At 61.4% G+C, this 21,867-nt stretch carries 18 protein-coding genes; 8 read left to right on the forward strand and 10 right to left on the reverse strand.

Annotation, left to right across the window (positions count from 1 at the left end; genetic code table 11):
• Positions 1-59 precede the first annotated feature (59 nt).
• Positions 60-959 (reverse strand): NrtR DNA-binding winged helix domain-containing protein, encoded by a 900-nt coding sequence (locus ACIQUB_RS12150; protein ID WP_402929731.1) that lies wholly within the window; start codon positions 957-959, stop codon positions 60-62.
• Between the two features lie 45 nt (positions 960-1,004).
• Positions 1,005-2,015, reverse strand: a complete 1,011-nt coding sequence (locus ACIQUB_RS12155; protein WP_402929733.1) for a type I glyceraldehyde-3-phosphate dehydrogenase — start codon at positions 2,013-2,015, stop codon at positions 1,005-1,007.
• 332 nt (positions 2,016-2,347) lie between these two features.
• On the opposite strand from ACIQUB_RS12155, the gene ACIQUB_RS12160 reads away from it, so the two are divergent.
• Together ACIQUB_RS12160 and ACIQUB_RS12165 are read left to right on the forward strand one after the other, a co-directional pair.
• Positions 2,348-2,821: a cytochrome P460 family protein gene (locus tag ACIQUB_RS12160; protein ID WP_402929735.1), complete on the forward strand. Its 474-nt coding sequence runs from the start codon at positions 2,348-2,350 to the stop codon at positions 2,819-2,821.
• A gap of 71 nt (positions 2,822-2,892) precedes the next feature.
• The gene (locus tag ACIQUB_RS12165) at positions 2,893-3,543 is read left to right on the forward strand and encodes a DUF4405 domain-containing protein (protein WP_402929737.1); all 651 of its coding nucleotides are present in this window, start codon (positions 2,893-2,895) and stop codon (positions 3,541-3,543) included.
• Between the two features lie 21 nt (positions 3,544-3,564).
• Here the strand turns inward: ACIQUB_RS12165 and ACIQUB_RS12170 are convergent, their stop codons facing one another.
• Together ACIQUB_RS12170 and ACIQUB_RS12175 are read right to left on the reverse strand one after the other, a co-directional pair.
• The gene (locus tag ACIQUB_RS12170) at positions 3,565-5,064 is read right to left on the reverse strand and encodes a murein L,D-transpeptidase (protein ID WP_402929739.1); all 1,500 of its coding nucleotides are present in this window, start codon (positions 5,062-5,064) and stop codon (positions 3,565-3,567) included.
• 248 nt (positions 5,065-5,312) lie between these two features.
• Positions 5,313-7,259, reverse strand: a complete 1,947-nt coding sequence (locus ACIQUB_RS12175) for a methyl-accepting chemotaxis protein (RefSeq protein WP_402929741.1) — start codon at positions 7,257-7,259, stop codon at positions 5,313-5,315.
• Positions 7,260-7,754: 495 nt separating this feature from the next.
• On the opposite strand from ACIQUB_RS12175, the gene ACIQUB_RS12180 reads away from it, so the two are divergent.
• The gene (locus ACIQUB_RS12180) at positions 7,755-8,615 is read left to right on the forward strand and encodes a D-amino-acid transaminase (RefSeq protein ID WP_402929743.1); all 861 of its coding nucleotides are present in this window, start codon (positions 7,755-7,757) and stop codon (positions 8,613-8,615) included.
• A 33-nt stretch (positions 8,616-8,648) separates the two neighbouring features.
• On the opposite strand, the gene ACIQUB_RS12185 is transcribed toward ACIQUB_RS12180, so the two are convergent.
• The 6 genes from ACIQUB_RS12185 to ACIQUB_RS12210 all read right to left on the reverse strand — a co-directional run bounded on the left by ACIQUB_RS12185 (position 8,649) and on the right by ACIQUB_RS12210 (position 15,316).
• On the reverse strand, positions 8,649-10,010 hold the full coding sequence (locus ACIQUB_RS12185; RefSeq protein WP_402930281.1) for an FAD/NAD(P)-binding protein: 1,362 nt from the start codon (positions 10,008-10,010) through the stop codon (positions 8,649-8,651).
• Between the two features lie 95 nt (positions 10,011-10,105).
• The gene (locus ACIQUB_RS12190) at positions 10,106-10,876 is read right to left on the reverse strand and encodes an ABC transporter ATP-binding protein (RefSeq protein ID WP_402929745.1); all 771 of its coding nucleotides are present in this window, start codon (positions 10,874-10,876) and stop codon (positions 10,106-10,108) included.
• Position 10,877: 1 nt separating this feature from the next.
• Complete coding sequence (locus tag ACIQUB_RS12195) at positions 10,878-11,726, reverse strand: ABC transporter ATP-binding protein (RefSeq protein WP_402929747.1); 849 nt, start codon at positions 11,724-11,726, stop codon at positions 10,878-10,880.
• Positions 11,719-12,630: an ABC transporter permease gene (locus tag ACIQUB_RS12200; protein WP_056811477.1), complete on the reverse strand. Its 912-nt coding sequence runs from the start codon at positions 12,628-12,630 to the stop codon at positions 11,719-11,721. Before ACIQUB_RS12200 ends, ACIQUB_RS12195 begins: the two co-directional genes overlap by 8 nt.
• Positions 12,631-12,634: 4 nt before the next feature.
• Positions 12,635-13,696 (reverse strand): ABC transporter permease, encoded by a 1,062-nt coding sequence (locus tag ACIQUB_RS12205; protein ID WP_112943469.1) that lies wholly within the window; start codon positions 13,694-13,696, stop codon positions 12,635-12,637.
• Positions 13,697-13,720: 24 nt separating this feature from the next.
• Positions 13,721-15,316 (reverse strand): ABC transporter substrate-binding protein, encoded by a 1,596-nt coding sequence (locus ACIQUB_RS12210; RefSeq protein WP_402929751.1) that lies wholly within the window; start codon positions 15,314-15,316, stop codon positions 13,721-13,723.
• 128 nt (positions 15,317-15,444) lie between these two features.
• Between ACIQUB_RS12210 and ACIQUB_RS12215 the strand changes: the two genes are divergently transcribed.
• The 5 genes from ACIQUB_RS12215 (at position 15,445) to ACIQUB_RS12235 (ending at position 21,689) form a co-directional block, all read left to right on the forward strand.
• On the forward strand, positions 15,445-16,155 hold the full coding sequence (locus ACIQUB_RS12215; protein WP_402929753.1) for a GntR family transcriptional regulator: 711 nt from the start codon (positions 15,445-15,447) through the stop codon (positions 16,153-16,155).
• Between the two features lie 13 nt (positions 16,156-16,168).
• Positions 16,169-17,077, forward strand: coding sequence for a dihydrodipicolinate synthase family protein (locus ACIQUB_RS12220; RefSeq protein WP_402930283.1), 909 nt, complete (start codon positions 16,169-16,171; stop codon positions 17,075-17,077).
• Between the two features lie 10 nt (positions 17,078-17,087).
• Entirely contained in the window at positions 17,088-18,227 is a 1,140-nt protein-coding gene (locus tag ACIQUB_RS12225) for a mandelate racemase/muconate lactonizing enzyme family protein (RefSeq protein ID WP_402929756.1), read from the forward strand.
• A 423-nt stretch (positions 18,228-18,650) separates the two neighbouring features.
• Positions 18,651-20,225, forward strand: a complete 1,575-nt coding sequence (locus tag ACIQUB_RS12230; RefSeq protein WP_402930285.1) for a Re/Si-specific NAD(P)(+) transhydrogenase subunit alpha — start codon at positions 18,651-18,653, stop codon at positions 20,223-20,225.
• A gap of 30 nt (positions 20,226-20,255) precedes the next feature.
• Entirely contained in the window at positions 20,256-21,689 is a 1,434-nt protein-coding gene (locus ACIQUB_RS12235; RefSeq protein WP_402929758.1) for an NAD(P)(+) transhydrogenase (Re/Si-specific) subunit beta, read from the forward strand.
• Positions 21,690-21,867 lie beyond the last annotated feature (178 nt).

A 21,867-nucleotide genomic window follows, 5' to 3' on the forward strand; every position in this document is an offset into this window, starting at 1 on the left:
CCATTATACTCATATTGAGCATATTCCGGACAAATAGATATTCTCACAATGAGCATATGTCAATTGCGGGCGAGAGGCAGCTTTGTCCCTGATAGAGCGCGTTCTTCGACGACCGTCTGCCGGAAGCGGAAGAGCTTGGCGGGGCGGCCGCCGGTTTCGCTGGTGATGCCACCGGTTTCCTCGACAAGCTCCTGCTGCTCGATAAGGCGGCGGAAGTTCTGTTTGTGGAGGCAAAGGCCGGCCAAGGCCTCGACCGTTCGCTGCAGCTGCAGCAAGGTGAACGCGCTCGGCATCAGCTCGAAGACGACCGGGCGGTATTTTATCTTCGCGCGCAGGCGCGCTATGCCGGTCGCCAGGATCCTGCGGTGGTCGGCAAACATCGGCCGGCCAAAATTGTCGCTCACATCACCTGCTTCTGTCACCAACCCGGCTTCGTAGAGCAATTCGTATCGCTGCAGCGTCAGATCCTCGTTCCAGCCACCGTGATCGAGGCCGAAGGTGAAGTCGGCGCGCTGGTGACGCTCGTCGCGACGTCTTGGGTCGGCATCGGCCCAGACCCGGAGCTTCTCGATGATCGCATCCAGAACCTTGGGTCGTCCCTGCCGATGATCCTCCCACGGCAGATATTCGTACCACCCATGCCATGCCGGACGGCCCGCACCCGGCGCATCCTGTTCCAGCACCAGCCCGAGATAGCTGATCGAGATCGTCCGTCCGCCACGAATGTCGTTGTTGCGGTCCCGGTCGGCGAATGTGTAGAGCTGCTCAAGGTAGCCGATCGGGTGGCCGGTCTGCTCCTGGATCCATTCGCGCAAGCCGCTCTGCAGCGTGCGATGGCCAAGCTCGAAAGGGCCGGACGGCAAGGCTTCGCCGGAACGCACCGTCATCACGCGTGGCTCGTTGCTGGTGACGGCTGCCACAACAGCCATGAGTTCCGCGTGGGCAAGCCCGATCGTCAAGCAATTCTCCCTGAATTTAACAACATCAATTGCATGCCGGCCGCTTTACCGCCTGCCTGCAACCTTTTGCCCCAAGAGGCCTGCAACGTCGAGCATCCGGTTTGCGAAGCCGAATTCGTTGTCGTACCAGCCGAACACCCGAAGCAGCCCACCCGGCGCGATCGATGTCTCCGGACCGGAGATGATCAATGACTCCTGGCGCGCCCGCATGTCCACCGAAACCACCGGCTTCCCCGTCCACCCAAGAACACGCGACGCGGCGACGGCTTTTTGCATCTGCGCGCGCGCATCGGAAAGCGACGGGGTATCTTTCAACGAGACCGTGAGATCGATCGCCGAAACACTCGCTGTCGGCACCCTTATGGCGCGCGCCTCGATCGCGCCAGCGAGCGACGGCAAGACCTTGCCGAGAAGCTTGTGCGCGCTGGTGGTCGTCGGAACCATCGAGAGCGCAGCGGCGCGGCTTCTCGCAAAATCGTCGCGTGGCTGGTCAACCGTGGGCTGGCTGCCCGTGTAGCAGTGGACCGTGGTCATCTGACCGCCCACCACGCCCCAGGCATCGTCGATAACCTTGAGCAAAGGGGCAAGCGCATTGGTCGTGCAGGAAGCGTTGGAGACGATAAGGTGATCCCCGAGCATTTCCTCGTTGGCACCCAATACCACGGTGACGTCGGCGGCCTCGGCGGGCCCTGAGATCAATACGCTTTTCGCACCCGCTTCCAGCGCACGGGAAATGAACTCGCGTGTATAGGGCTGGCCGGTGCACTCAAGAAAGACGTCGACATCCGAGAGATCAAGCTGGCGGACGTCGCTAACATTGTGGAAGGTGATCAGCCGGTCGCCCACCTGCAGCGCCTGATCGCGGACCGCGACCTCCTCCGGCCAAGGGCCGAAAACACTGTCGTACTGGAAGAGGTAGGAGCAGCTCTCCAGCGCGGCGACATCGTTGATCAGGACGAGTTCGAAGTCCCCGCCCTTGCTCAGCAGGATACGCAACACCGTTCGGCCGATGCGACCGAAACCATTGATGGCTATTCTCGTCTTCTGCTTCGTCATGGGGCCAGGCTCACATTGGTTCTCTTTGCTCGGTACGCCGGTCAGGCCGATTTCGCAACATGGCAGCGCGCTTGACGTCACGATCTGTTGCAGCTGCGCCAGACCTCATCAATGGCCACGATGTCGCAGTGCCATCCAGGACCGCCGGTAGGCCGGGATCGAATGTTACAAATGGAAAGATCGGGGGCACATCTCTGCGACAAATGAATGTTAGCTATCCCTTTAATCCGAGACACGCGGTTCACCGCCGTAGAGCGTTTGTGTCACACGCCGATTGCCGCAGCCAGGCGCGCGCCCGATGACCGTACGACGGGAATGAAAGGACTGAAAGCATGCGGGAGAAGATGATTCATTTTATGCTGGCGGTCGTCAGCGGATTGCTCGTCCTTCTGGGTGCGACCGTGATGCTGCTGGTGGGAGGAAGCCCCAGCAGAGCGTTCGCCGAAACCAACTCGGTGACATTTCCGCCGATCGAACAGTTCGTGCATTACACGACCGTCGAGCGCGGCGATTCCACCGAGCACATGATGGCGAGCCCAGCCACGTTGGCCCTTCTGAAGGCCGGATCGCCGGTTCCGGTCGGAAGCCATCTGGTTCTTGTCGATTATCGCAATGGGTCGGTCTTCCGCTATTTCGTTTCCCAGAAGGTTGGGGAAGGCGTCGGTGACTGGCAGTTCCAATGGTTCCATCCCGACCGCTCGATCAAGAGCGAAGAGAGCACCGCACGATGCTATGCCTGCCACCGCTCGCGCCAGGACAGCCAGTTCATGTTCACGCTGACTGATGCCCAGAGCTTCACCAATTGACCACGCCATCGATGAAGACTTCGGGAGATGCCCGTCAGAGACTTGGCGGTCGGATAATTCTTGCGGCAGGCATGGCCGGGCTTTTGCTGCTCTGTCTTGCCTATTGGTGGCTCGACAATCTCGCGCATGAGATTTTCGGCACTGCGATGTTCCTGATCCTGGCTCGCCACATCTATCAGAACCGAAGCTGGTTCAGAAATCTTACCCGGGGACCTTATGGTGTTCGGCGCACCGTCATCGTCGCATTTCATGTCGCGCTTGCCGTCAACATGATCGTGCTGCTCGTGACAAGCCTGGCCATCTCCCAGTCGCTATTCGCAAAGCTGCCGCTGCCCGATAGCGCCACGTTGAGCGAGCTGCATTGGTTTTCCGCCTACTGGGTCATCATAGCGGTCGGATGCCATCTGGGACTGCATTGGCCAAGGATCAGGGCGTTTATCAACGCCGCCTTCAACCTCCCGCCAGCCACCGTCCTTCAGACGCGGCTCCTGCTTTTGCTGGCTGCCATCCTTTTCGTGATCGGCTTTGCAAGCCTGTCCACGCTCGATATCGCGACGAAATTGTCCTTTCGCCTCAGCCCGAACTTTTGGGATTTCAGTACGTCCGTAACGCCATTCTTCGTCCGCTGGGTTGGCGTGATGGCGCTGCCCGCGATCGCAACCCACTGCGTGGTGAATATCGCGGGCCGGCGCCGGGCCAGCTCGCGAAACTCCCGTGCGTGATTGACCGCAGCCGTCGTCTTGTTAAAGCGTAGCGCGGCTTGCCGACGTCGCCGTTATCGCATTCAGCGTCTGCGCGTCGCGACCGTAAATATCATCGTAATAGTGGATGATGCCGTCAGCCGTCGGCCACGCGGTGAAGTAGGAAACATAAACCGGAATTTCCTCGGGAACCGGAACGTCCTTCTTCTCGCCGGCCGCGATCTCTTGGCTGACGGAATCCAACGACGTCTTCAGCACGGCGGCAGCCATGGCGCGCGGATTTTCCAGGCGCACGCACCCATGGCTGAACATCCGGTCCTGCGACGCAAACTTCCCGCGTGCAGGTGTGTCGTGCATGTAGATGGCGTGCGGATTCGGGAACAGGATCTTCAACTGGCCAAGCGCGTTGTCCGCACCCGGCGGCTGCACGACGGCGATGTTTTCAAGCGGCTGGGTCCAATCCACCTTCGCTGACGGCATGGACTTGCCGTTGACGGAGACCTTGTAGCCCTCGCGGTCGAGATAGGACGGATCCTTCTTCAAATGCGGCAGCATTTCATTCTTGATGATCGACTGCGGCACGCCCCAATCCGGGTTGAACTCGACGGTCTTGATCGTCGCATCGAAGAAGTTGGTCTGATGATCCTGCTGGCCGATCACCGCTTTCATGGAAAGCGTGACATCACCGTTTTCGGTGTAATAGGCCATGTAGGCCGGCTGGTTGATGAACACGTAGCGATCCGGAAATTCCTGCGGCATCCAGCGCAGCTCTTCCATCGCCACGGTCACCTTGTTGATGTTGACAGTCGTATCGCCACCCTGACCGGAGTTTCGCAACCAGTGCAGCTCCGCCGCAAGCTGGGCGAACTTCGGGCTGCTGGGCATGAAACGATCGACGGCCGACATCAGATCCGGCGCGGCAGCGAGCCGTGCAAGCGTTGCCTGCAGATCGACGGGCTTGCGCTTGAAATCGTAATAATTCGAAAGCTTATTCGGATCGATGCGGCCCCGGAAATTATCCTGGAGGAACATCAGCATCTTGTTCGACAGGGAGAGCTCGAACGTCGCCATAGCCTTCGACTGATCAGCCGAATTTTGCCGGGTCGGCGCAGGCGCGATGGCGTAGTCGGCCGCCGTCAAACCCCAGTCATCCGCCTGCTGCAGGAGCGCCAGCGCCTGGCGGGCTCTTGCGTTGGGGCCCTTCGCGTCGACCCAGATCAGCTTGGATTTCGGCTGGCTATAGTAAGCCTCGAGAGACGCGGCTATGTCGCTATTCATCTGCAGCGATAGACCGCCCATCTCCCGCATGATCTTCGCCGGACTGCCCGCGCCACCGTCAAAAAGCGTGGAAAGCACGGAATCATCGCCCGACCGCGTGATGTGAACCAAGCGGCGCTCCGGTACGGCATAGCCTTGCGCCGCGGAAGCCTGCGCCGCCGGCGCCACCGACTGCGGCTCCGCGCGGGCGCCGATCCCGCTCGCCACGAGCGCCAGCACGCTCACCAGAGTTAGCTTCAGGCGCGAAGCCGACTTATCTGCCATTGAATATCCCCAACACTTAACGCGCGAAACCATGCCGGACGGCCTGTCTCCGCGATCCTTTATCACGGACTACAGCGGTAACATTCAGGCAGAACCTTGGCGGAAGCAGATCACAAGACGTTGAAACCGATACTTCGAAAGCGCGCTGCCTTCGGCAAAAGCGACGTGTAGCGAAAATGTCGCACAAACTGAGGTCGCAGAGGAAGCACTCAAGCGTCAAGCGACGCTCAAGTGCTGCGACAGGACGATCAGAAGTCTTCCCATGCCTTTTCGACGGCAGCAGTGGCGCGACCACCGAAGGCCGTCGCAACCTTTCGCCCAAGTGTCCGCGCGGGCGATGTAACACTTGAGTTGGCGGAGGATGCCTCGCGGACCACGCCGGCAACGGCCATCGGCCGCTGAGCCTCGTCCCCGAGATTGAAGCGCGAGAGCAACTGGTTGAGCGAAGCGGCATCTCTTGCAAGACTGTGGCTTGCGGCGGTCGACTGCTCCACCATCGCGGCGTTCTGCTGCGTACCCTGGTCCATGGCGTTCACGGCTGTATTGATTTCCTGCAGACCGATCGACTGTTCGCGCGCCGACTTTACGATCGCGTCCACATGGCGATTGATCTCCTGAACCTCGGCGACGATCACCTCAAGCGCCGTGCCCGTGTTTCCGACCAGCTCAACGCCGGAACGGACATGATCGCCAGACATGATGATCAGCGCCTTGATCTCCTTGGCGGCCTGAGCCGACCGCTGGGCGAGTTCGCGCACTTCCTGGGCAACGACGGCAAAGCCCTTGCCGGCCTCACCCGCACGTGCGGCCTCGACGCCTGCATTGAGTGCCAAGAGGTTCGTCTGGAAGGCGATCTCGTCGATAACGCTGATGATGTTGGTGATCTCGCCCGAAGAACGTTCGATCTCCTTCATCGCAACGACGGCGTCGCGGACGACCAGTCCGGACTTTTCGGCTCCGGTACGCGCTTGTGCCACGAGATTGCCCGCATCCTCCGCCCGCTTGGTGGCGTCCTTCACCGTGGTGGTGATTTCTTCAAGGGCAGCGGCCGTCTCCTCGACGGACGCGGCCTGCTGTTCGGTGCGCTTCGACAGATCGTCCGCGGCCGAACGGATCTCGTTTGCGCTGGCATCGATCCCCCGCGCATTGCGGCCGACCGCGCGCAGCGCTTCGTTGAGATTGCCGGCGGATTCGTTGAAGTTTGCCCGGAGTGCATCGAGATGCGCGACGAACGGGGTGTCGATGCGATAGGCGACGTCGCCCTGCGCCAACCGGCCAAGTGCGTCTCCCAGACGATCGACAGCGAACTGGGTGTCGGCTTCGTCCCTGGCCTTCTGGGCGTCGCGGGCTGCCCGCTCTTGGTCTGAAAGGCTACGATTGGCCTCCGCCTCGTTTTCCAGGCGGCTGCGATCGAGAGCATTGTCGCGGAACACCGAGACGGCTCTGGCCATCTGGCCGACTTCATCGCGTCGATCCTGGCCATCGACATCGCTGGCGGCATCGCCGCCCGCGAGCGATATCATCCGCTCACGCAACTTCGCGATCGGCGCCGTGATGCCGCGTGAAGAGACGAACAGCGCCATGCCGATGCTGGCCGCAAACACGATCGTCAGGACAACGAGCGAGATCAGGATGGTCGATCGCGTTTGATCCGTCAGTTCACTGGCGCGCATATTGATGTTTTTCTTCATCAATGTCGTCAGATCCCGCATATCGCCCAAAAGCGGCTTGATGAGCAGATCGGCACGAGCGAGAGCGCTCTTCGCTTCAGCGTCACGCGCGTCAGTTCCCAGTTTCACGGCATTATCCGTCTGAGCGATGACCTCTTTCGACCTCGCGATAAACGCATCGATCGCGGCAGCATCTTCTGGGCGCCCGCCCTTGGATTGCTCCAATCGACCGATCAGGCTGGCCGTATTTTCCTTGTAGAAATCGTTGGCGGCTTTGAAGCCCGGATTCCCCGCGTCGTAAGCCAATGTCTGGTAAGCCGAATAGCCGATCGAGACCAGGCTTCTGGTTGCTGCAACCAGATCCACCTCAGCCTGATAGTCCTGTGAAATGAATTCGGAATAGGTGGCATCAACCGTCTTGAACTTATCGGACATGAACAGCGTGGCACCGATGCCCACCACGCAGATTGGGACAATAAGAGAAAGAATTTTTGTGCGAATACGCGCGTTTTTCAGAAATGACATATGACCTCGACGAGACAGGATCGATGATCGACTGTCGCGAGGGTCGCAATCCTAACTCGCCAACACGGCCGAGCATCAATCTCTCTCGCCGCCAATCGTCATCGATCGTATGGGTGACATCGACATGGCAGAGATCATGGCCATCATGGCGGCTCGGGCGGATTCTACCGATTACTATATTCGGCCCAAGGCAAAAGGATTTTCAGTAAGTCCCTCTCGGAATGCACAGCGCCTCATGAGACATCCGCCAGCAGATTCCCCTTGAACCGGCGAGTTAAGCGATTGCAATCCAAGGTTATTTTCTAGTTGCACCCGTGCCGCGCCACAATCAGTCTTTGCTGGAATCAGTTTTCATAAAAATTGAAGCATCTGGCTGGCCAGTTGGATTGACGGAGACACGCCGGGCGGGCAGTGACGGCGGGCGCGTTGCATGACAAAGTCGCCGCCAATGGAATCGGACCCAGGTCTCTTCCACGCCTGAAATCTGAATGAGGAATGATCTTGACCCGTACCGTATATGTGAACGGCAGCTGGCTTGCCGAGGCCGATGCGAAAGTCTCCGTTTTCGACCGCGGCTTCCTGTTCGCCGACGCGATCTACGAAGTCACCGGCGTCGTCGGCGGCAAGCTGCTGGAATATGCCGGTCACGCGGCTCGCCTTCGGCGCTCGCTGGCCGAACTCGGCATCGCCTGCCCGCTGACGGAAGAGGAGCTGCTTGCCGTTCATCGCGAGATCGTCCGCAAAAACGACCTTGATGAGGGGCTGATCTATCTGCAGATTTCCCGTGGCACCGCCGATCGCGACTTTGCCTTCCCTGCGAATGCGACCCCGACATTGGTGCTGTTCACCCAGGCCAAGGCCGTGCTCGACAATCCGAAGGTTAAGACCGGTATTTCCGTGGCGCTGGTTCCCGATCAGCGCTGGGCGCGCCGCGACATCAAGACGGTTCAGTTGCTTTACCCCTCGATGGCGAAGATGCAGGCCGCATCCGTGGGCGCCGATGATGCCTGGCTGGTCGAAGACGGCTTCGTTACCGAGGCAAGCTCGGCGACATCGCATATCATCAGCAAGGACGGGACGCTGATCACGCGCGGCCTGTCGAACGCGATCCTGCACGGTATCACCCGCCTCAGCGTTCTCGACATCGCCCGCGACGCAGGCCTCGCGGTAGAAGAGCGCGCCTTCACGCCTGATGAAGCAAAGAACGCCGCCGAAGCCTTCATCACGTCGGCGACAAGCTTCGTCATGCCGGTAACGTCGATCGACGGGCAGCCCGTCGGCGACGGCAAGCCGGGGCCAAAAACCCTGAAGCTCCGCCAGCTCTATATCGAAAACAAGCTGGCGAACGCGATCTGACCTTTCGTTGTCGCCCGTTCGCGGGCGGCACCGCTACTTCGCTGAAGTCAGGGCGCTGACCCGCTGCGCGACGGCACGAGCCTGGGCCCGAATATCCGGAACCGCTGTGATCTCCCAGAACTGACCAGCCGTCAAAGCGCCCACCGCGTAGAGCGCGGGAGCTCCCAGGTTGTCATGCAGCACGGCCGAGGCGGCGTCTACGCCGATGCCGAGGCCCAGCGGATCGGCCTTGATCAGCCCTTGACGCATCATCTGCTGCAAGAGCGGCGAGTGCGCGATGCCTGCCCGCTCGACACCGGTGCAATTGACCAGCCAGTCGCATGCGATCGCCGCAACGTCACTGGCTCCCCGCTTGCGGTAGTGAAGCATCAGCTTGTGATCGACCAGTGAGACGTCCTGCAGATACCCTGCATGGATCGAGACCTGACCGCTTGCGACCATCTCGCGGAAGCGGTCGTCGACATCGGGCGCCACACGGTGGCGGTGGATGTTCCACCAAGGCAGCCCGTGGCGCAGGAACCGGATACGTTCGGCTTGCGACAAGCGCTGCCAGAGTGCCTTTGTTCTTGGTCGCAAGGTGTCCATCACGCTGCGCCAATCACCGGCACGTCGGCTCTCACGGCGCAACTGACGCAAGATTTCGCTCATTGTTTCGGGAAGATCGGCGGGATCGAAGTCGGCTGGAGGCTTCGGCGCTCTTGCGTGCCCGTGGGGCACAAGGCCCCGACGCGACAGCACATCGATCTTTCCACGAAATCCTTGCGCGAACAGCGCCAGCACCTGATCGATCATGGTGAGGCCGGAGCCGAGGATGCAGACCCTATCGGACGCTTCCACGCGACGAAGCCACGACAGGCGCCACGGGTTCTCGATTGTCCGGTCGCGCGCCTCGGCCGGAAGCCTGGAGAGATCGACCGGAAGCGGCGCGTTTCCCACGCCCAGGCAAAGCACGACATGGCGCCCGACAATCTCGTCGCCATTGTCGAGAAGAAAACCGAGCGTCGCGCTGTAACGCTCCACACAACCGGTCGCCTTGGCGCGGATGAAATCCACCTTGCAGCGCGGTCGCTTGTCCCGCAGCAACGCGGCGAGCGTATCGCGAACATAGAGGCCGTAATCCTGGCGCGAGGCGAAGTCGCCGTCTCTCAAGGGACACTTGCGCTCCGCGAGCCAGGTCACGAACGCATCCGGCCTGTCCGGAAACAGGCTCATCCGGCCGGCCGGGACGTTCAGCCTGTGAAGATAGAGTTCGGAACGATAGGCCGTACCGCGACCAAAGCCCGGATCATCCCCCACCACGGCGATCTTCGCGGACGGAGGAAGCAGTTCGATCAGGTTGCAGACCGTGGCGATCGCCGAAAAGCCTGCCCCCACTACCACCACGTCATAACTCATCCGCACCCCCTGCATTCAAGGAATGACGTGGTTCGCGCGTCGAGAGTTTCAAGGCCGATGCCGATCGACTTGCGCGGTGCGGCTAGTAACGTCGCCTAAGCCATTGCCTTGCGCGCGCTGACATATCCCCTGCTCCCATCCAGCAAGGTCCTCGTATAGGGATGCTGGACACTGCCCTCCAGCAACTGCTCACGCGTTGCGATCTCGACGAAAACGCCATCCTGCATGACAGCCACGCGATTGCAGAGATGCGCGATGACAGCCATGTCGTGGCTGACGAGGATATAGGTCAGCTTCGAGCGTTCGCGCAGATCCTTCAGGAGATTGAGAATTTCCGCCTGGATCGAGACGTCGAGCGCCGATGTCGGTTCGTCGAGCAAGAGAATCTTGGGCTCGAGGATAAGCGCGCGAGCAATCGCCACGCGCCGCCGCTGCCCGCCCGAGAGCTGGTGCGGGAAGCGATGGCGGAAGCCGGGTGGCAGGCCGACGTCGCGCAACACCTGCTCGACACGCTCCTGCTTGCGATCCAGCCCATGGATCTCGAGCGGCTCAAGCAGCGTGCGGCCGATCGTGTGGCGCGGATGCAGGGAGCCGAAGGGATCCTGAAACACCATCTGCTGTTTTGCGAGTTGGACGCGGGATCGCTTGGGGCCGACCACGTCGCCGTCGATCGACACGGAACCTTGCCATCCCTTGATGCGTCCCGCCAGAGCGCCGAGCACCGTCGACTTGCCGCATCCGCTTTCGCCGACCAGGCCGAATGTCTCGCCGGGTGCAACCTCGAAGGCGACGCTTTTGACGACTTGCTTGAAATCATTGCCGCTGCCGAAGGACACGGCGAGATCGTTTACCGATATGATGGACATGTCACGCCTCCGCCCAGCTGGCCTGACGCTTCAGCACTTCCAGTCGATCCCTGGGATGGTCGAGACTGGGCAGCGCCTCAAGCAGGCCGCGTGTGTATGGATGGGTTGCTTCATCGAGCCTGGCGGCTTCGATCGTCTCGACGATCCGGCCGGCATACATGATGATGACGCGGTCGCAAAAGCTCTTCACGAGGTTGAGGTCGTGCGAGATGAAGACCAGGCCGATGTTGCGCTCGGTGATCAGGTCGTCGAGGATCGACAGCACCTGCTGGCGCACGGTGACGTCGAGTGCCGAGGTCGGCTCGTCGGCGATGATCAGCGAGGGCGAGGAGATCAGCATCATCGAGATCATGATGCGCTGGCCCATGCCGCCCGAGACCTCATGCGGGTAGAGATTGAAGACGCGCTGCGGGTCGCGGATATTCACCCGCTCCAGCATCGCGAGCGTACGCTCGCGCGCCGCCTTCTTGCCAAGACGTTCATGCAGGATGACGGTCTCGGCGATCTGCTCGCCGACGGTCATGACGGGATTGAGCGAATATTTCGGATCCTGCAGGATCATCGAGATCCGGCTGCCGCGGATCGCGCGCATGTCGGCTTCGCTGGCGGCCAGGAGATCGACGTCCTCGAAGCGCAACTCATCGGCAACGACGCGTGCCGTGCCCGGCTGCAGCCGCATGATCGCGCGCCCGGTCGTGCTCTTGCCGGAACCGGATTCGCCGATGATGCCCACTTTCTCGCGGCCGACATCGAAGCTCACATTCTTGACGGCGTTGACCACGCCGGACAGCGTCGGAAACTGCACCGACATGTTCCTGACCGAGAGGATCGGTTTTGACTGTTCAGGCATTGCGGGGATCCATGATGTCGCGCAGTCCGTCGCCGAGCAGGTTGAAGGCGAGACTGACCAGGAGAATGGCGATGCCGGGAACCGTCGTCAGCCACCAGGCGTCGAGGAGATACTGTCGGCCGGAGGCCGCCATGGCGCCCCATTCGGGCATCGGCGGCTGTGCGCCGAGCCCGAGGAAGCCAAGACCGGCGGCCGTCAGGATGACGCTCGACATGTTGAGCGTCAGGCGGATGATGATCGACGGCGCGCAAAGCGGCACGATATGGCGAAACAGAATGCGGCCCATGCCCGCTCCCTGCAGCTCGGCTGCGACGACGAAATCTGCGGCACGGAACGTCAGCGTTTCGGCGCGCGCCAGACGCGCGATAGGCGGCCAGACGGTGAGCGCGATCGCGATGACGGCATTCTCGATCCCTGGACCAAGAGCCGCGGAAAAGGCAAGCGCCAGCACGAGACTTGGAAAAGACAGGAAGATATCGGTGATGCGCATGAGGACGACGTCGACCCAGCCGCCGAGATAGCCGGCGGTCGCGCCGATCGCAAAGCCGATGGGTGCCACGATGACCGTGACGAGGATGCTGATGTAGAGCGTCGTGCGGGCACCGTAGACAAGGCGCGAATAGACGTCCCGGCCGAATTCATCGGTGCCGAACCAATTGAGCGACGACGGCGGCTTCAGCGCCATCGTCAGATCCTGGGCGATCGGATCATGATTGGCGAGCAGCGGCGCGAAGGTCGCGATCAGGACGAGCAGCAGCACGACGACGAAGCCGGCGAATGCCAATGGGTTGGCGATCAGGTTCAGCCACAGGACATAGGCCTTGTGGAGCCGCGCCTGCCGTGTCGAGGAGAACTCCTCGTTGATCAGCCAGTTGTGCAGATCGTTGAAGTAACGTGTCGCCATGATGTCACCGGGTACGCGGGTCGAGGAACCGATAGGTCAGGTCCGACAGGAGGTTGATGGCAATCGAGATGATGCCGATGAGGAGCACGCTGCCGAGCACCGCGTTCATGTCAGCGAAGAAAAGCGCCGACGTGAGATACTGGCCAAGGCCGGGCCACGCGAAAACCGTCTCGATCAGGACAGTGCCATCCAGCAAGCCGCAATAGGCGAGAGCCACGATCGTCAGCAGCTGCACGCGAATGTTGCGGAAGGCATGGCGCCAGACGATCGCCCGCTGACCGAGGCCCTTGGCCTTGGCGGTCAGCACATATTCCTGACGCAGCTGCTCGAGCATGAAGCTGCGGCTCATGCGGCTGAGATAGGCCATCGCGGCATAGCCGAGGATCAGCGCCGGAGCCGCAACATGCAGCAGTGCATCCCGGAAGACTTCCCACTCGCCGGCAAGGATCGCGTCGACGAGGATGGAATTGGTCGGCCCTTCGACCAGCCCTTCATTATAGACATCGAGGCGGCCGCTGCCGGGTATGAGGCCGAACTTCGCGTAAAAGACAAGGATGACGATCGTGCCCAGCCAGAAGATCGGCGTCGAGTGGCCGAGCAGGCCGACGACACGCGCCAGATGATCGACCCAGGTGCCCTTGCGGACAGCGGAAATGATGCCGAGCGGAATGCCAAAGCCGGCACCGATGATCGTTGCCAGCGTGGCGAGCTCCAGCGTTGCCGGAAAGACGCGGGCAAGATCACTGGCGACGGGGTTCTTCGTCACATGCGACTGGCCGAAATCCAGGTGTGCGACATTGCCGAGATAGGTGGCGAACTGCACATAGAGCGGCTGATCGAGCCCCATTTCCTTGTAGACGCGCTCGTAGGTCTCGTGATCGGCCTGATCGCCAATGACGGCGATAACCGGATCGGCGGGAACCATGCGGCCGACAACGAAGGTGATCACGAGCAGGCCGAGCAGCGTTGTCAGGATGACGGCAAACGATGCCGTCACCTTGCGCAGCGCGCCAAGCGCCGCCCGTGCGCCTGCCGGCGCGTTTCCAGATGTCTGTGAGATACTCACGTCATTCTCCTCGACAGGAAGGGCTTATTCGCCCTTCGAGACGGTGTCCCAACGGGTGAGCCAGGTCGAATGGCCGACATAGCCCTTGACTTCTTTTCTGACCGCCTTCGCGTCCGTGCGCTGGAAGGAGGTGATCAAGGCCGGCGAAGCGTCCAGGTAGGCCTTGTTGATCTTGGCGTAGAGATCGGCGCGCTTCTGCTGGTCGGTCTCGTGCGCGGCCGCCGTCACCATGTCCTGGATATCCTTCGGAACCTCCCAGGCGGAGCGCCAGGCAATCAGGCCGGAGAGCTTCGCATCGTCGGCATTGTTCGGGTTCGTGGCATAGGACGCCAGAACCGCATGCGGGTCGGGCAGACGTTCGCCGGTGCGCGCCGAGAAGATCTCGAATTCGCGGTTGCGGAACTTGCCGATGTGATCGCCGCCCTGCAGGTCGAGCTTGATGCCTGCCTTGGCGGCGTTCGCCTGCAGCGACTGCGCAACTTCGTACTCCGGCGTCACGGGCGTCGCGTAATAGACCTTGGAGAAGCCATCGGGATAGCCGGCTTCCGCCAGCAGCTGCTTGGCCTTTTCGATATCGAGCTTGTACGGGTTCTCGGTGCTGGCGCCCGGCAGACCGCCCGGAATGATCGTCTGCTGCTTGATGCCGTAATATTTCATGACGGTGTTGGCGAGGCCGTCATAATCGATGAGGTAACGGAAAGCCTCGCGGACCTTCGGCTTGGAAAGCATCTCGTCCTTCTGATTGAGCGCAAGATAGTAGAAGCCGAAGCCCGGCGTCTTCTGGATATCGGCCTTGCCGCCGGCCTCGATCGCCGCCAGATCGGTGGAGGAAAGACGCGTCGCGACATCGACGTCGCCGGCTTCCAGCTGCAGTCGCTGGCCTGACGATTCCGGCATATGGCGAAGGATAACCCGGCGCATCTTCGGCGCGCCCTGCCAATAGTCCTTGAAAGCCTCGGCGATCAGGAGGTCGTTGACGCGCCACGTCCTCAGCGAATAGGGGCCGGATCCGGCATCGTTGGTCTGCAGAAATTCGCGGCCCATGTCGCCGTTCTTCTCGTTCTTGGCGAGAAGCTGGCTATCCAGGATCGAGGTCGAGAAGCTGGCGAGCGAGAAGAGAATCAGGTTCGGGTTCCAGACCTCGGGCGTCTGCAGCACGACGGTTGAATCATCCGTCGCCTTGATCAGCTCATCGACATTCTTGTCGGTGATGCCCCACTGGCGAAGATCGACGGAGGGCGCCAGCCCGAGCTTCACCAGGCGGCGCAGCGACCACTCGACATCCTTGGCGGTCAGCGCGTTGCCGGAATGGAAGGTGACGCCGGAGCGGATCTTGAAGGTGAAGGTCTTGCCGTCGTCGGATACCGTCCAGCTTTCGGCGATGCCCGGCTGCGGCTTGGTGATGTCGTCAGCGGCGAGCACGATCAGCCGCTCGTAGAGGTTGGCGACGATTTCCGCCGATTCCAGCTGGTTGAGCTCGTTCGGATCCAGGCCGCGCATGGAGGACATGTTGGTGGCGATCACCAGCTGGTCCTTGGGCGTTGCCGCCTGCACTGCGAGCGGCATGGCAAGCGTCGACGCCACCATAGCCGATGCCATCAGAAAACTGCGTCTTTTCATCGTCCTATCTCCTCCCTGGTGCGCCGGACCTCGCCCCGAGCGCGAATTTTCATATCGACATCGATCTGAAATCTGGTATATCAGATCTCACAAAACGATTTTGTCGTCAACGGGGGAATTTTCGGGACATGCAAAAAGAGGCATCGACGCAGCCTGGCGCAGACCGCATCGAAAAGATCGACCCGCGTTTTCTGACGACATTGCGCGACCATGTGCACAAGACGCTGCGCACCGCGATCCTCTCCGGCCGCTTCGCGCCGGATGAGCGCGTCAACGAGCGCCAGCTCGCAGAGCAGCTCGGCGTCAGTACAACACCCATTAAGGAAGCCCTGCGCCAGCTCGAGACCGAGGGTCTGGTTGAAACACTGCCGCGTCGCGGCGTGCTGATCCGCTTCAATGCCGGCTGGGCCGAAGAGATGATCCTGGCGCGCGCCGCGCTGGAATCGATGATCGCCCACCTTGCCGCCAAGCGCATCGAGAAGACCGAAGCGGCCAAGCTAGACGACATCGTCAATCTGATGCGCAAGGCGACCGAGGACGGCGTGGCCGACGATCTGATCTCGCTCAACGAGACGTTTCATGAGCAGATCCACATCGCCTCGCGATGCCAGTATCTCTCGAGGATGATCGAACGGCAGCAGTTTTACGACGGCAGCATCCGCCGCGTCATTCATTCCGATCCGCTCGAGCGCGGCAAGGCGCTGGCCGAACATGCCGCGATCGCCGCCGCAATCATCTCCAGTGACAGCGACAAGGCCGAACGCGTGATGCGCGACCACGTCGTCCGTTCCGGCGAAACCTACCTCAACATCGTGTTCAAGAAGAAGGAGGACATCTGACGTGACCGAGGCAATGGAAAAGATCCGCAAGGCCCTGACGGGCATATCGGGCGTGCCCGTGACCCCCTACAAAGCAGATGGCAGCGTCGATATCGCCAAGCTCTCGGCCCTGATCACCCGCCTCGCCAATGCGCGGGTCCACAATCTGATGGCCGCCGGCAACACCGGTGAATTCTTCACCCTGACCATGGACGAAGTGCGCGCGGTCCACGCCGCGACGATCAAGGCTGCCGGTGGGAAATCGCTGGTCAGTGCAGCTGTCGGTCGTTCGCTGACCGAAGCCAAGGCCCTCGCTCACGACGCCATCGCCGAGGGCGCCGATGCGATCATGGGCCATCATCCGATGGACCCCTTTGCCGGCCCAAGCTACCAGGCCCGCTACTTCCTCGAGCTTGCCGACGCCAGCACCGTCCCCGTCATCGCCTATGTGCGCAGCGACACCTTCTCCGTCGCCGATTTCCGCAAGCTGGCGCTACACCCGAATATCGCCGGTATCAAGTTTGCATCCGGCAACCTCATGCTGCTCGCCGAAGTGATCCGCGCGACCAAGGATGCGCCGGCGATCTGGGTCTGCGGTCTGGCAGAAGGCTGGGCTCCGGCCTTTTACGCGATGGGCGCCCGTGGCTTCACCTCCGGCCTCGTCAATGTCTTTCCCGAGCGCTCGCACGCCATCCACCACGCGCTGGAGACCGGTGACTACGCGGCGGCCCGCGCGCTCATCGACGATATCGCCGGCTTCGAGGCGCTGCGCACCAAATACCTCAACGGCGCCAATGTCACCGTCGTCAAGGAAGCGCTCGGCATGCTCGGAACCGAGGTCGGCCCCGTGCGTGTGCCCGGCGTCGAGAGCCTGACCGAAGCCGAACGCGCCGACCTGCGCGCCATCGTCGACAATGTCGCCGAAAAGAGCCGCGCGGCCTGAGGAAGATCCCATGCATATCACCGGCATCAAGACCTACATGCAGCGCGTCGACGATCGCCCTCGCCTGCTTCTCAAGATCGAGACCAGCGAAGGCATCTCCGGCTGGGGCGAGTGCTACAACCACGGTCCGGACTGGGCGCTGCCGCCACTTCTCGACTATCTCTTTCATCAGATCGAGGGCGAGGATCCGCGCCGCGTGGAATTCCTCGTGCTCAAGCTCAACCAGCAATGCCGCTTTCCGCCGGGTGCGCTGGGGCTTGCAGCAATTTCAGCGATCGATCATGCGCTCTGGGATATCGCCGGCAAGGCCGCCGGCCTGCCCGTCTACATGCTGCTCGGCGGCAATGTGCGCGATCGCGTCAAGGTCTATTGCGGCGTCTACACCGCGCCGGACCCGGAAGCCGCGCGCGACCAGTCGCTAGAGCTGAACGAGAAATACGGCTATACCGCCTTCAAACTCAGCCCCTATCGCCGCGATCTTCATGCCGGCCGCTGGGGCGAACTCGTCAAGGAGACGGGCGACTGGTTCGGCAAGATCCGCGAGATCACGCCATCGCATTTCGACTACGCCTTCGATGCGCACGCGAAAATCTTCGAACCCTATCAGGCCGTTCAGCTTGCCGCCGCCATCGCGCCGAACGATCCGCTTTTCTACGAAGAGCCGATCCGGCCGGAGCACATCCCGGCATGGACGGAGCTGAAGTCGAAGGTGACCGTTCCGCTCGCAACCGGCGAATCGCTCTATTCGCGCTTCGAGTTCCTGGCGCTGCTGTCGGCCCGTGGCGCCGATATCATCCAGCCGGATATCTGCGTGGTTGGCGGTGTCAGCGAAATGCGGCGCATCGCGGCAATTGCCGAGGCGCACTATGTGACGGTCGCGCCGCACAACCCGATGGGTCCGCTTGCGACGGCTGTGAATATCCACTTCTGCGCGGCCCAGCCGAACTTCAAGGTGCTGGAGTTCAAGCCACACGTCCACGCGCCTTGGGCAGCCGATCCCTACATGCCTGTCGATGGCCACATGGAGCTGCGCCCGGATCGACCCGGCTGGGGCCTGGAGATCGACGAAAAAGCGCTGCAGACCGAGGATTACATCCACTGGGAGCGCAAGATCACCCGCAAGCCCGATGGATCGACGGCCTATCCGTAATCCATCGACAGCGTTATGCAGTTGAGGAGGTGGATGGCCTTATTGCCGTCCGCCTCAAGCCGCTTACATGCCTCACGACCGTTCGCAAGCCTGGCCGACACACGTCGCAGCCGCGGTAGGGAGTGACGGACCCACCCTTAGGCAGCACTCGTTTTATCTGTCTGCATTCGTTCAAATAATTCGCCTGCGACAATAACGCCATCAAGGACGGCGATGGCCGGATGCTAGCCACGTTCAAGCGAGTAATCGCAAAATTAAAATCGATTAGCAGCTTTACAAAGCGGCAGAACTGGTCGGATTAGCACTTTTCGGTACTGGACAGTTCCCGATCTCTTTGGTTCATCAACGCCATCATAGCCGGCTACGCACACACGTCTGCGCAGCACGGTTGGATCCGCCATTGGGGATGAAACAAAGATGACAGTGATTATAGGCAGCCCGAAAGAGCTTTTCTCTGGGGAAAGTCGCGTGGCGTTGACGCCGGCTTCGGCTGAGCAACTGCAGAAACTGGGTTATAGCTGTCTGGTTGAGACAGGCGCCGGCGTTGGTGCGGGCTTTTCCGACGACGCTTATCGCGCCGCTGGTGTCGAGATCGCACCGACAGCGGATGCCTTGTGGTCGTCGGCCGACGTGATCGTCAAGGTCCGCCCGCCGACCGATGCCGAGGCGCGCCTCCTTTCGACCGGCAAGACACTGATCTCCTTCTTCTATCCCGGGCAGAACGCCGCTCTTCTGGAAGAGGTGAAGGCGACCGGCGCCAACGTCATCGCCATGGACATGGTGCCGCGCATCAGCCGCGCGCAGAAGATGGACGCCCTGTCGTCGATGGCCAACATCGCCGGCTATCGCGCAGTCATCGAGGCGGGCAACAATTTCGGCCGCTTCTTTACCGGTCAGGTGACCGCCGCCGGCAAGGTGCCGCCTGCCAAGGTGCTCGTCATCGGCGCCGGCGTTGCCGGCCTTGCCGCCATCGGCACCGCGACCTCGCTCGGCGCGATCACCTATGCCTTCGACGTCCGCCCGGAAGTGGCCGAACAGATCGAATCCATGGGCGCCGAGTTCGTCTTCCTGGATTTCAAGGAGAGCCAGCAGGACGGCGCCGCCACCGGTGGCTATGCAGCCCCGTCTTCGCCGGAGTTCCGCGAGAAGCAGCTGGAAAAGTTCCGCGAGCTGGCGCCGGAGATCGACATCGTCATCACCACTGCCCTGATCCCCGGCCGCGATGCGCCGAAGCTGTGGCTATCAGACATGGTGGCGTTGATGAAGCCGGGTTCTGTTATCATTGACCTCGCGGCGGAGCGTGGCGGCAACTGTGACCTGACGGTCGCCGATCAGCGCATTGTTTCCGACAATGGCGTGATCATTGTCGGCTACACCGATTTCCCGAGCCGCATGGCCGCGCAGTCCTCGACGCTCTACGCCACCAACATCCGCCACATGATGACGGACCTGACGCCCACCAAGGATGGCAAGCTCGTCCACAACATGGAAGACGACGTCATCCGCGGCGCAACCGTCGCCTTCGAAGGCGCAGTGACCTATCCGCCACCGCCGCCGAAGATCCAGGCGATCGCCGCCCAGAAGCCAAGGGAAAAGACCAAGGAGCCCACGCCTGAGGAAAAGCGCGCGCGCGAGGCAGCCGCCTTCAAGGCGCAGACCAAGAGCCAGGGCTTCCTGCTTCTGATCGGCACCGCGCTGCTGCTCCTGGTCGGCGCCTATGCCCCGGCAAGCTTCATGAACCATTTCGTGGTCTTTATGCTCGCCTGCTTCATTGGCTTCCAGGTGATCTGGAACGTCTCGCATTCGCTGCATACGCCGCTGATGGCGGTGACCAACGCGATCTCGGGCATCGTCATTCTCGGCGCGCTGCTGCAGATCGGTTCCGGCAACTGGCTGGTCGTCATTCTGGCCGCTCTGTCGGTGCTGGTCGCGACGATCAACATCGTGGGCGGCTTTCTTGTCACGCGGCGCATGCTCGCCATGTTCCAGAAGTCCTGATCGGGCCAGGGATATCAAGGGATTTTCAATATGACGATTGGTATCGTTTCTGCCGCCTATATTTCCGCGGCTGTGCTTTTCATCCTTTCGCTGGGCGGCCTGTCGGGCCAGGAAAGCGCCAAGCGCGCCGCCTGGTACGGCATTGTCGGCATGGCGCTCGCCATTGTCGCGACCATTTTCGGCCCCGGTGTCAGCAACTGGTTCATCATTCTTCCGATGATCCTGGCCGGCTCCATCGCCGGCTACTACGTGGCCAACCGCGTGCAGATGACGGAGATGCCGCAGCTCGTGGCGGCACTCCATTCCTTCGTCGGCCTCGCCGCCGTCTTCATCGGCTATAACGCCCATATCGAGGCATGGCGCGTTTCCGGCATGGATGATGCGGCGCGCGCCGCACTCGATGGCTTCGCCGGCATTCTCGCGCACAAGACCCCGGTCGAGCTCGCGATCATGAAGGTCGAGGTCTTCCTCGGCGTCTTCATCGGTGCGATCACCTTCACCGGCTCGGTCGTTGCTTTCGGCAAGCTGGCCGGCAAGGTCGACGGCAAGGCGAAGAAGCTGCCGGGCGGGCATTTCCTCAATGCCGCCGCCGCGATCCTGTCGCTGATACTGCTCCTGATGTACGCCAACGATGCTGGCGTCTGGACGCTGATCCTGATGACGCTGCTCGCCTTCTTCATCGGCTACCATCTGATCATGGGCATCGGCGGCGCCGACATGCCGGTCGTGGTCTCAATGCTGAACAGCTATTCCGGCTGGGCGGCCGCCGCCATCGGCTTCACGCTCGGCAACGATCTCCTGATCGTCACCGGCGCGCTGGTCGGATCCTCGGGCGCGATCCTGTCTTATATCATGTGCAAGGCGATGAACCGCTCCTTCGTCTCCGTCATTCTCGGCGGCTTCGGCGGTACCACGGGACCGGCGATGGAAATCGAAGGCGAGCAGATCGCCATCGATGCCGAGGGCGTCGCATCCGCGCTCAACGATGCCGATAGCGTCGTCATCGTGCCCGGCTACGGCATGGCGGTGGCGCAGGCGCAGCAGGCCGTCTCCGAACTCACCCGTAAGCTGCGCGCCGCCGGCAAGACCGTGCGTTTCGCGATCCATCCCGTCGCCGGCCGTCTGCCCGGTCACATGAACGTGCTGCTCGCGGAAGCCAAGGTGCCCTACGATATCGTGCTCGAAATGGACGAGATCAACGAGGATTTCCCCGAGACCGACGTCGTCATCGTCATCGGCTCAAACGACATCGTCAACCCGGCCGCCCAGGAAGATCCGAACTCGCCAATCGCAGGCATGCCGGTTCTCGAAGTCTGGAAGGCAAAGCAGGTCTTCGTCTCCAAGCGTGGACAGGGCACCGGCTATTCCGGCATCGAAAACCCGCTCTTCTACAAGGAGAACACACGCATGTTCTATGGAGATGCGAAGAAGTCTGTGACGGAGCTCGTCTCCCAAATCCAGTAATAGACGCAGCCAGAACCATACGGATCTGGCCTAGTAAGAAGCCAGCGGGCGACTTAGCCGCCCGCTGGCAGAATATCAGCAACACCGCAAAGAACGTTACCCCGGTAACTCGGACATGTTTCCCGGCTAGACAGGCCGCACGGAACAAAAGTTAACGCCTATCGTTGTTTCCCAGAGA

The organism is Rhizobium sp. NPDC090275 (assembly GCF_044772225.1).
In the GTDB taxonomy this organism is placed as follows: Bacteria; Pseudomonadota; Alphaproteobacteria; order Rhizobiales; family Rhizobiaceae; genus Rhizobium.

What these genes read in the sequence shown, in the direction of transcription:
- ACIQUB_RS12180 (WP_402929743.1), top strand. Translation starts at nt 7,755, where the DNA reads ATGATCTTGACCCGTACCGTATATGTGAACGGCAGCTGGCTTGCCGAG.
- ACIQUB_RS12160 (WP_402929735.1), top strand. Translation starts at nt 2,348, where the DNA reads ATGCGGGAGAAGATGATTCATTTTATGCTGGCGGTCGTCAGCGGATTG.
- ACIQUB_RS12225 (WP_402929756.1), top strand. Translation starts at nt 17,088, where the DNA reads ATGCATATCACCGGCATCAAGACCTACATGCAGCGCGTCGACGATCGC.
- ACIQUB_RS12170 (WP_402929739.1), bottom strand. Translation starts at nt 5,064, where the DNA reads ATGGCAGATAAGTCGGCTTCGCGCCTGAAGCTAACTCTGGTGAGCGTG.
- ACIQUB_RS12215 (WP_402929753.1), top strand. Translation starts at nt 15,445, where the DNA reads ATGCAAAAAGAGGCATCGACGCAGCCTGGCGCAGACCGCATCGAAAAG.
- ACIQUB_RS12210 (WP_402929751.1), bottom strand. Translation starts at nt 15,316, where the DNA reads ATGAAAAGACGCAGTTTTCTGATGGCATCGGCTATGGTGGCGTCGACG.
- ACIQUB_RS12195 (WP_402929747.1), bottom strand. Translation starts at nt 11,726, where the DNA reads ATGCCTGAACAGTCAAAACCGATCCTCTCGGTCAGGAACATGTCGGTG.
- ACIQUB_RS12235 (WP_402929758.1), top strand. Translation starts at nt 20,256, where the DNA reads ATGACGATTGGTATCGTTTCTGCCGCCTATATTTCCGCGGCTGTGCTT.
- ACIQUB_RS12190 (WP_402929745.1), bottom strand. Translation starts at nt 10,876, where the DNA reads ATGTCCATCATATCGGTAAACGATCTCGCCGTGTCCTTCGGCAGCGGC.
- ACIQUB_RS12175 (WP_402929741.1), bottom strand. Translation starts at nt 7,259, where the DNA reads ATGTCATTTCTGAAAAACGCGCGTATTCGCACAAAAATTCTTTCTCTT.
- ACIQUB_RS12165 (WP_402929737.1), top strand. Translation starts at nt 2,893, where the DNA reads ATGGCCGGGCTTTTGCTGCTCTGTCTTGCCTATTGGTGGCTCGACAAT.
- ACIQUB_RS12185 (WP_402930281.1), bottom strand. Translation starts at nt 10,010, where the DNA reads ATGAGTTATGACGTGGTGGTAGTGGGGGCAGGCTTTTCGGCGATCGCC.
- ACIQUB_RS12200 (WP_056811477.1), bottom strand. Translation starts at nt 12,630, where the DNA reads ATGGCGACACGTTACTTCAACGATCTGCACAACTGGCTGATCAACGAG.
- ACIQUB_RS12155 (WP_402929733.1), bottom strand. Translation starts at nt 2,015, where the DNA reads ATGACGAAGCAGAAGACGAGAATAGCCATCAATGGTTTCGGTCGCATC.
- ACIQUB_RS12220 (WP_402930283.1), top strand. Translation starts at nt 16,169, where the DNA reads ATGGAAAAGATCCGCAAGGCCCTGACGGGCATATCGGGCGTGCCCGTG.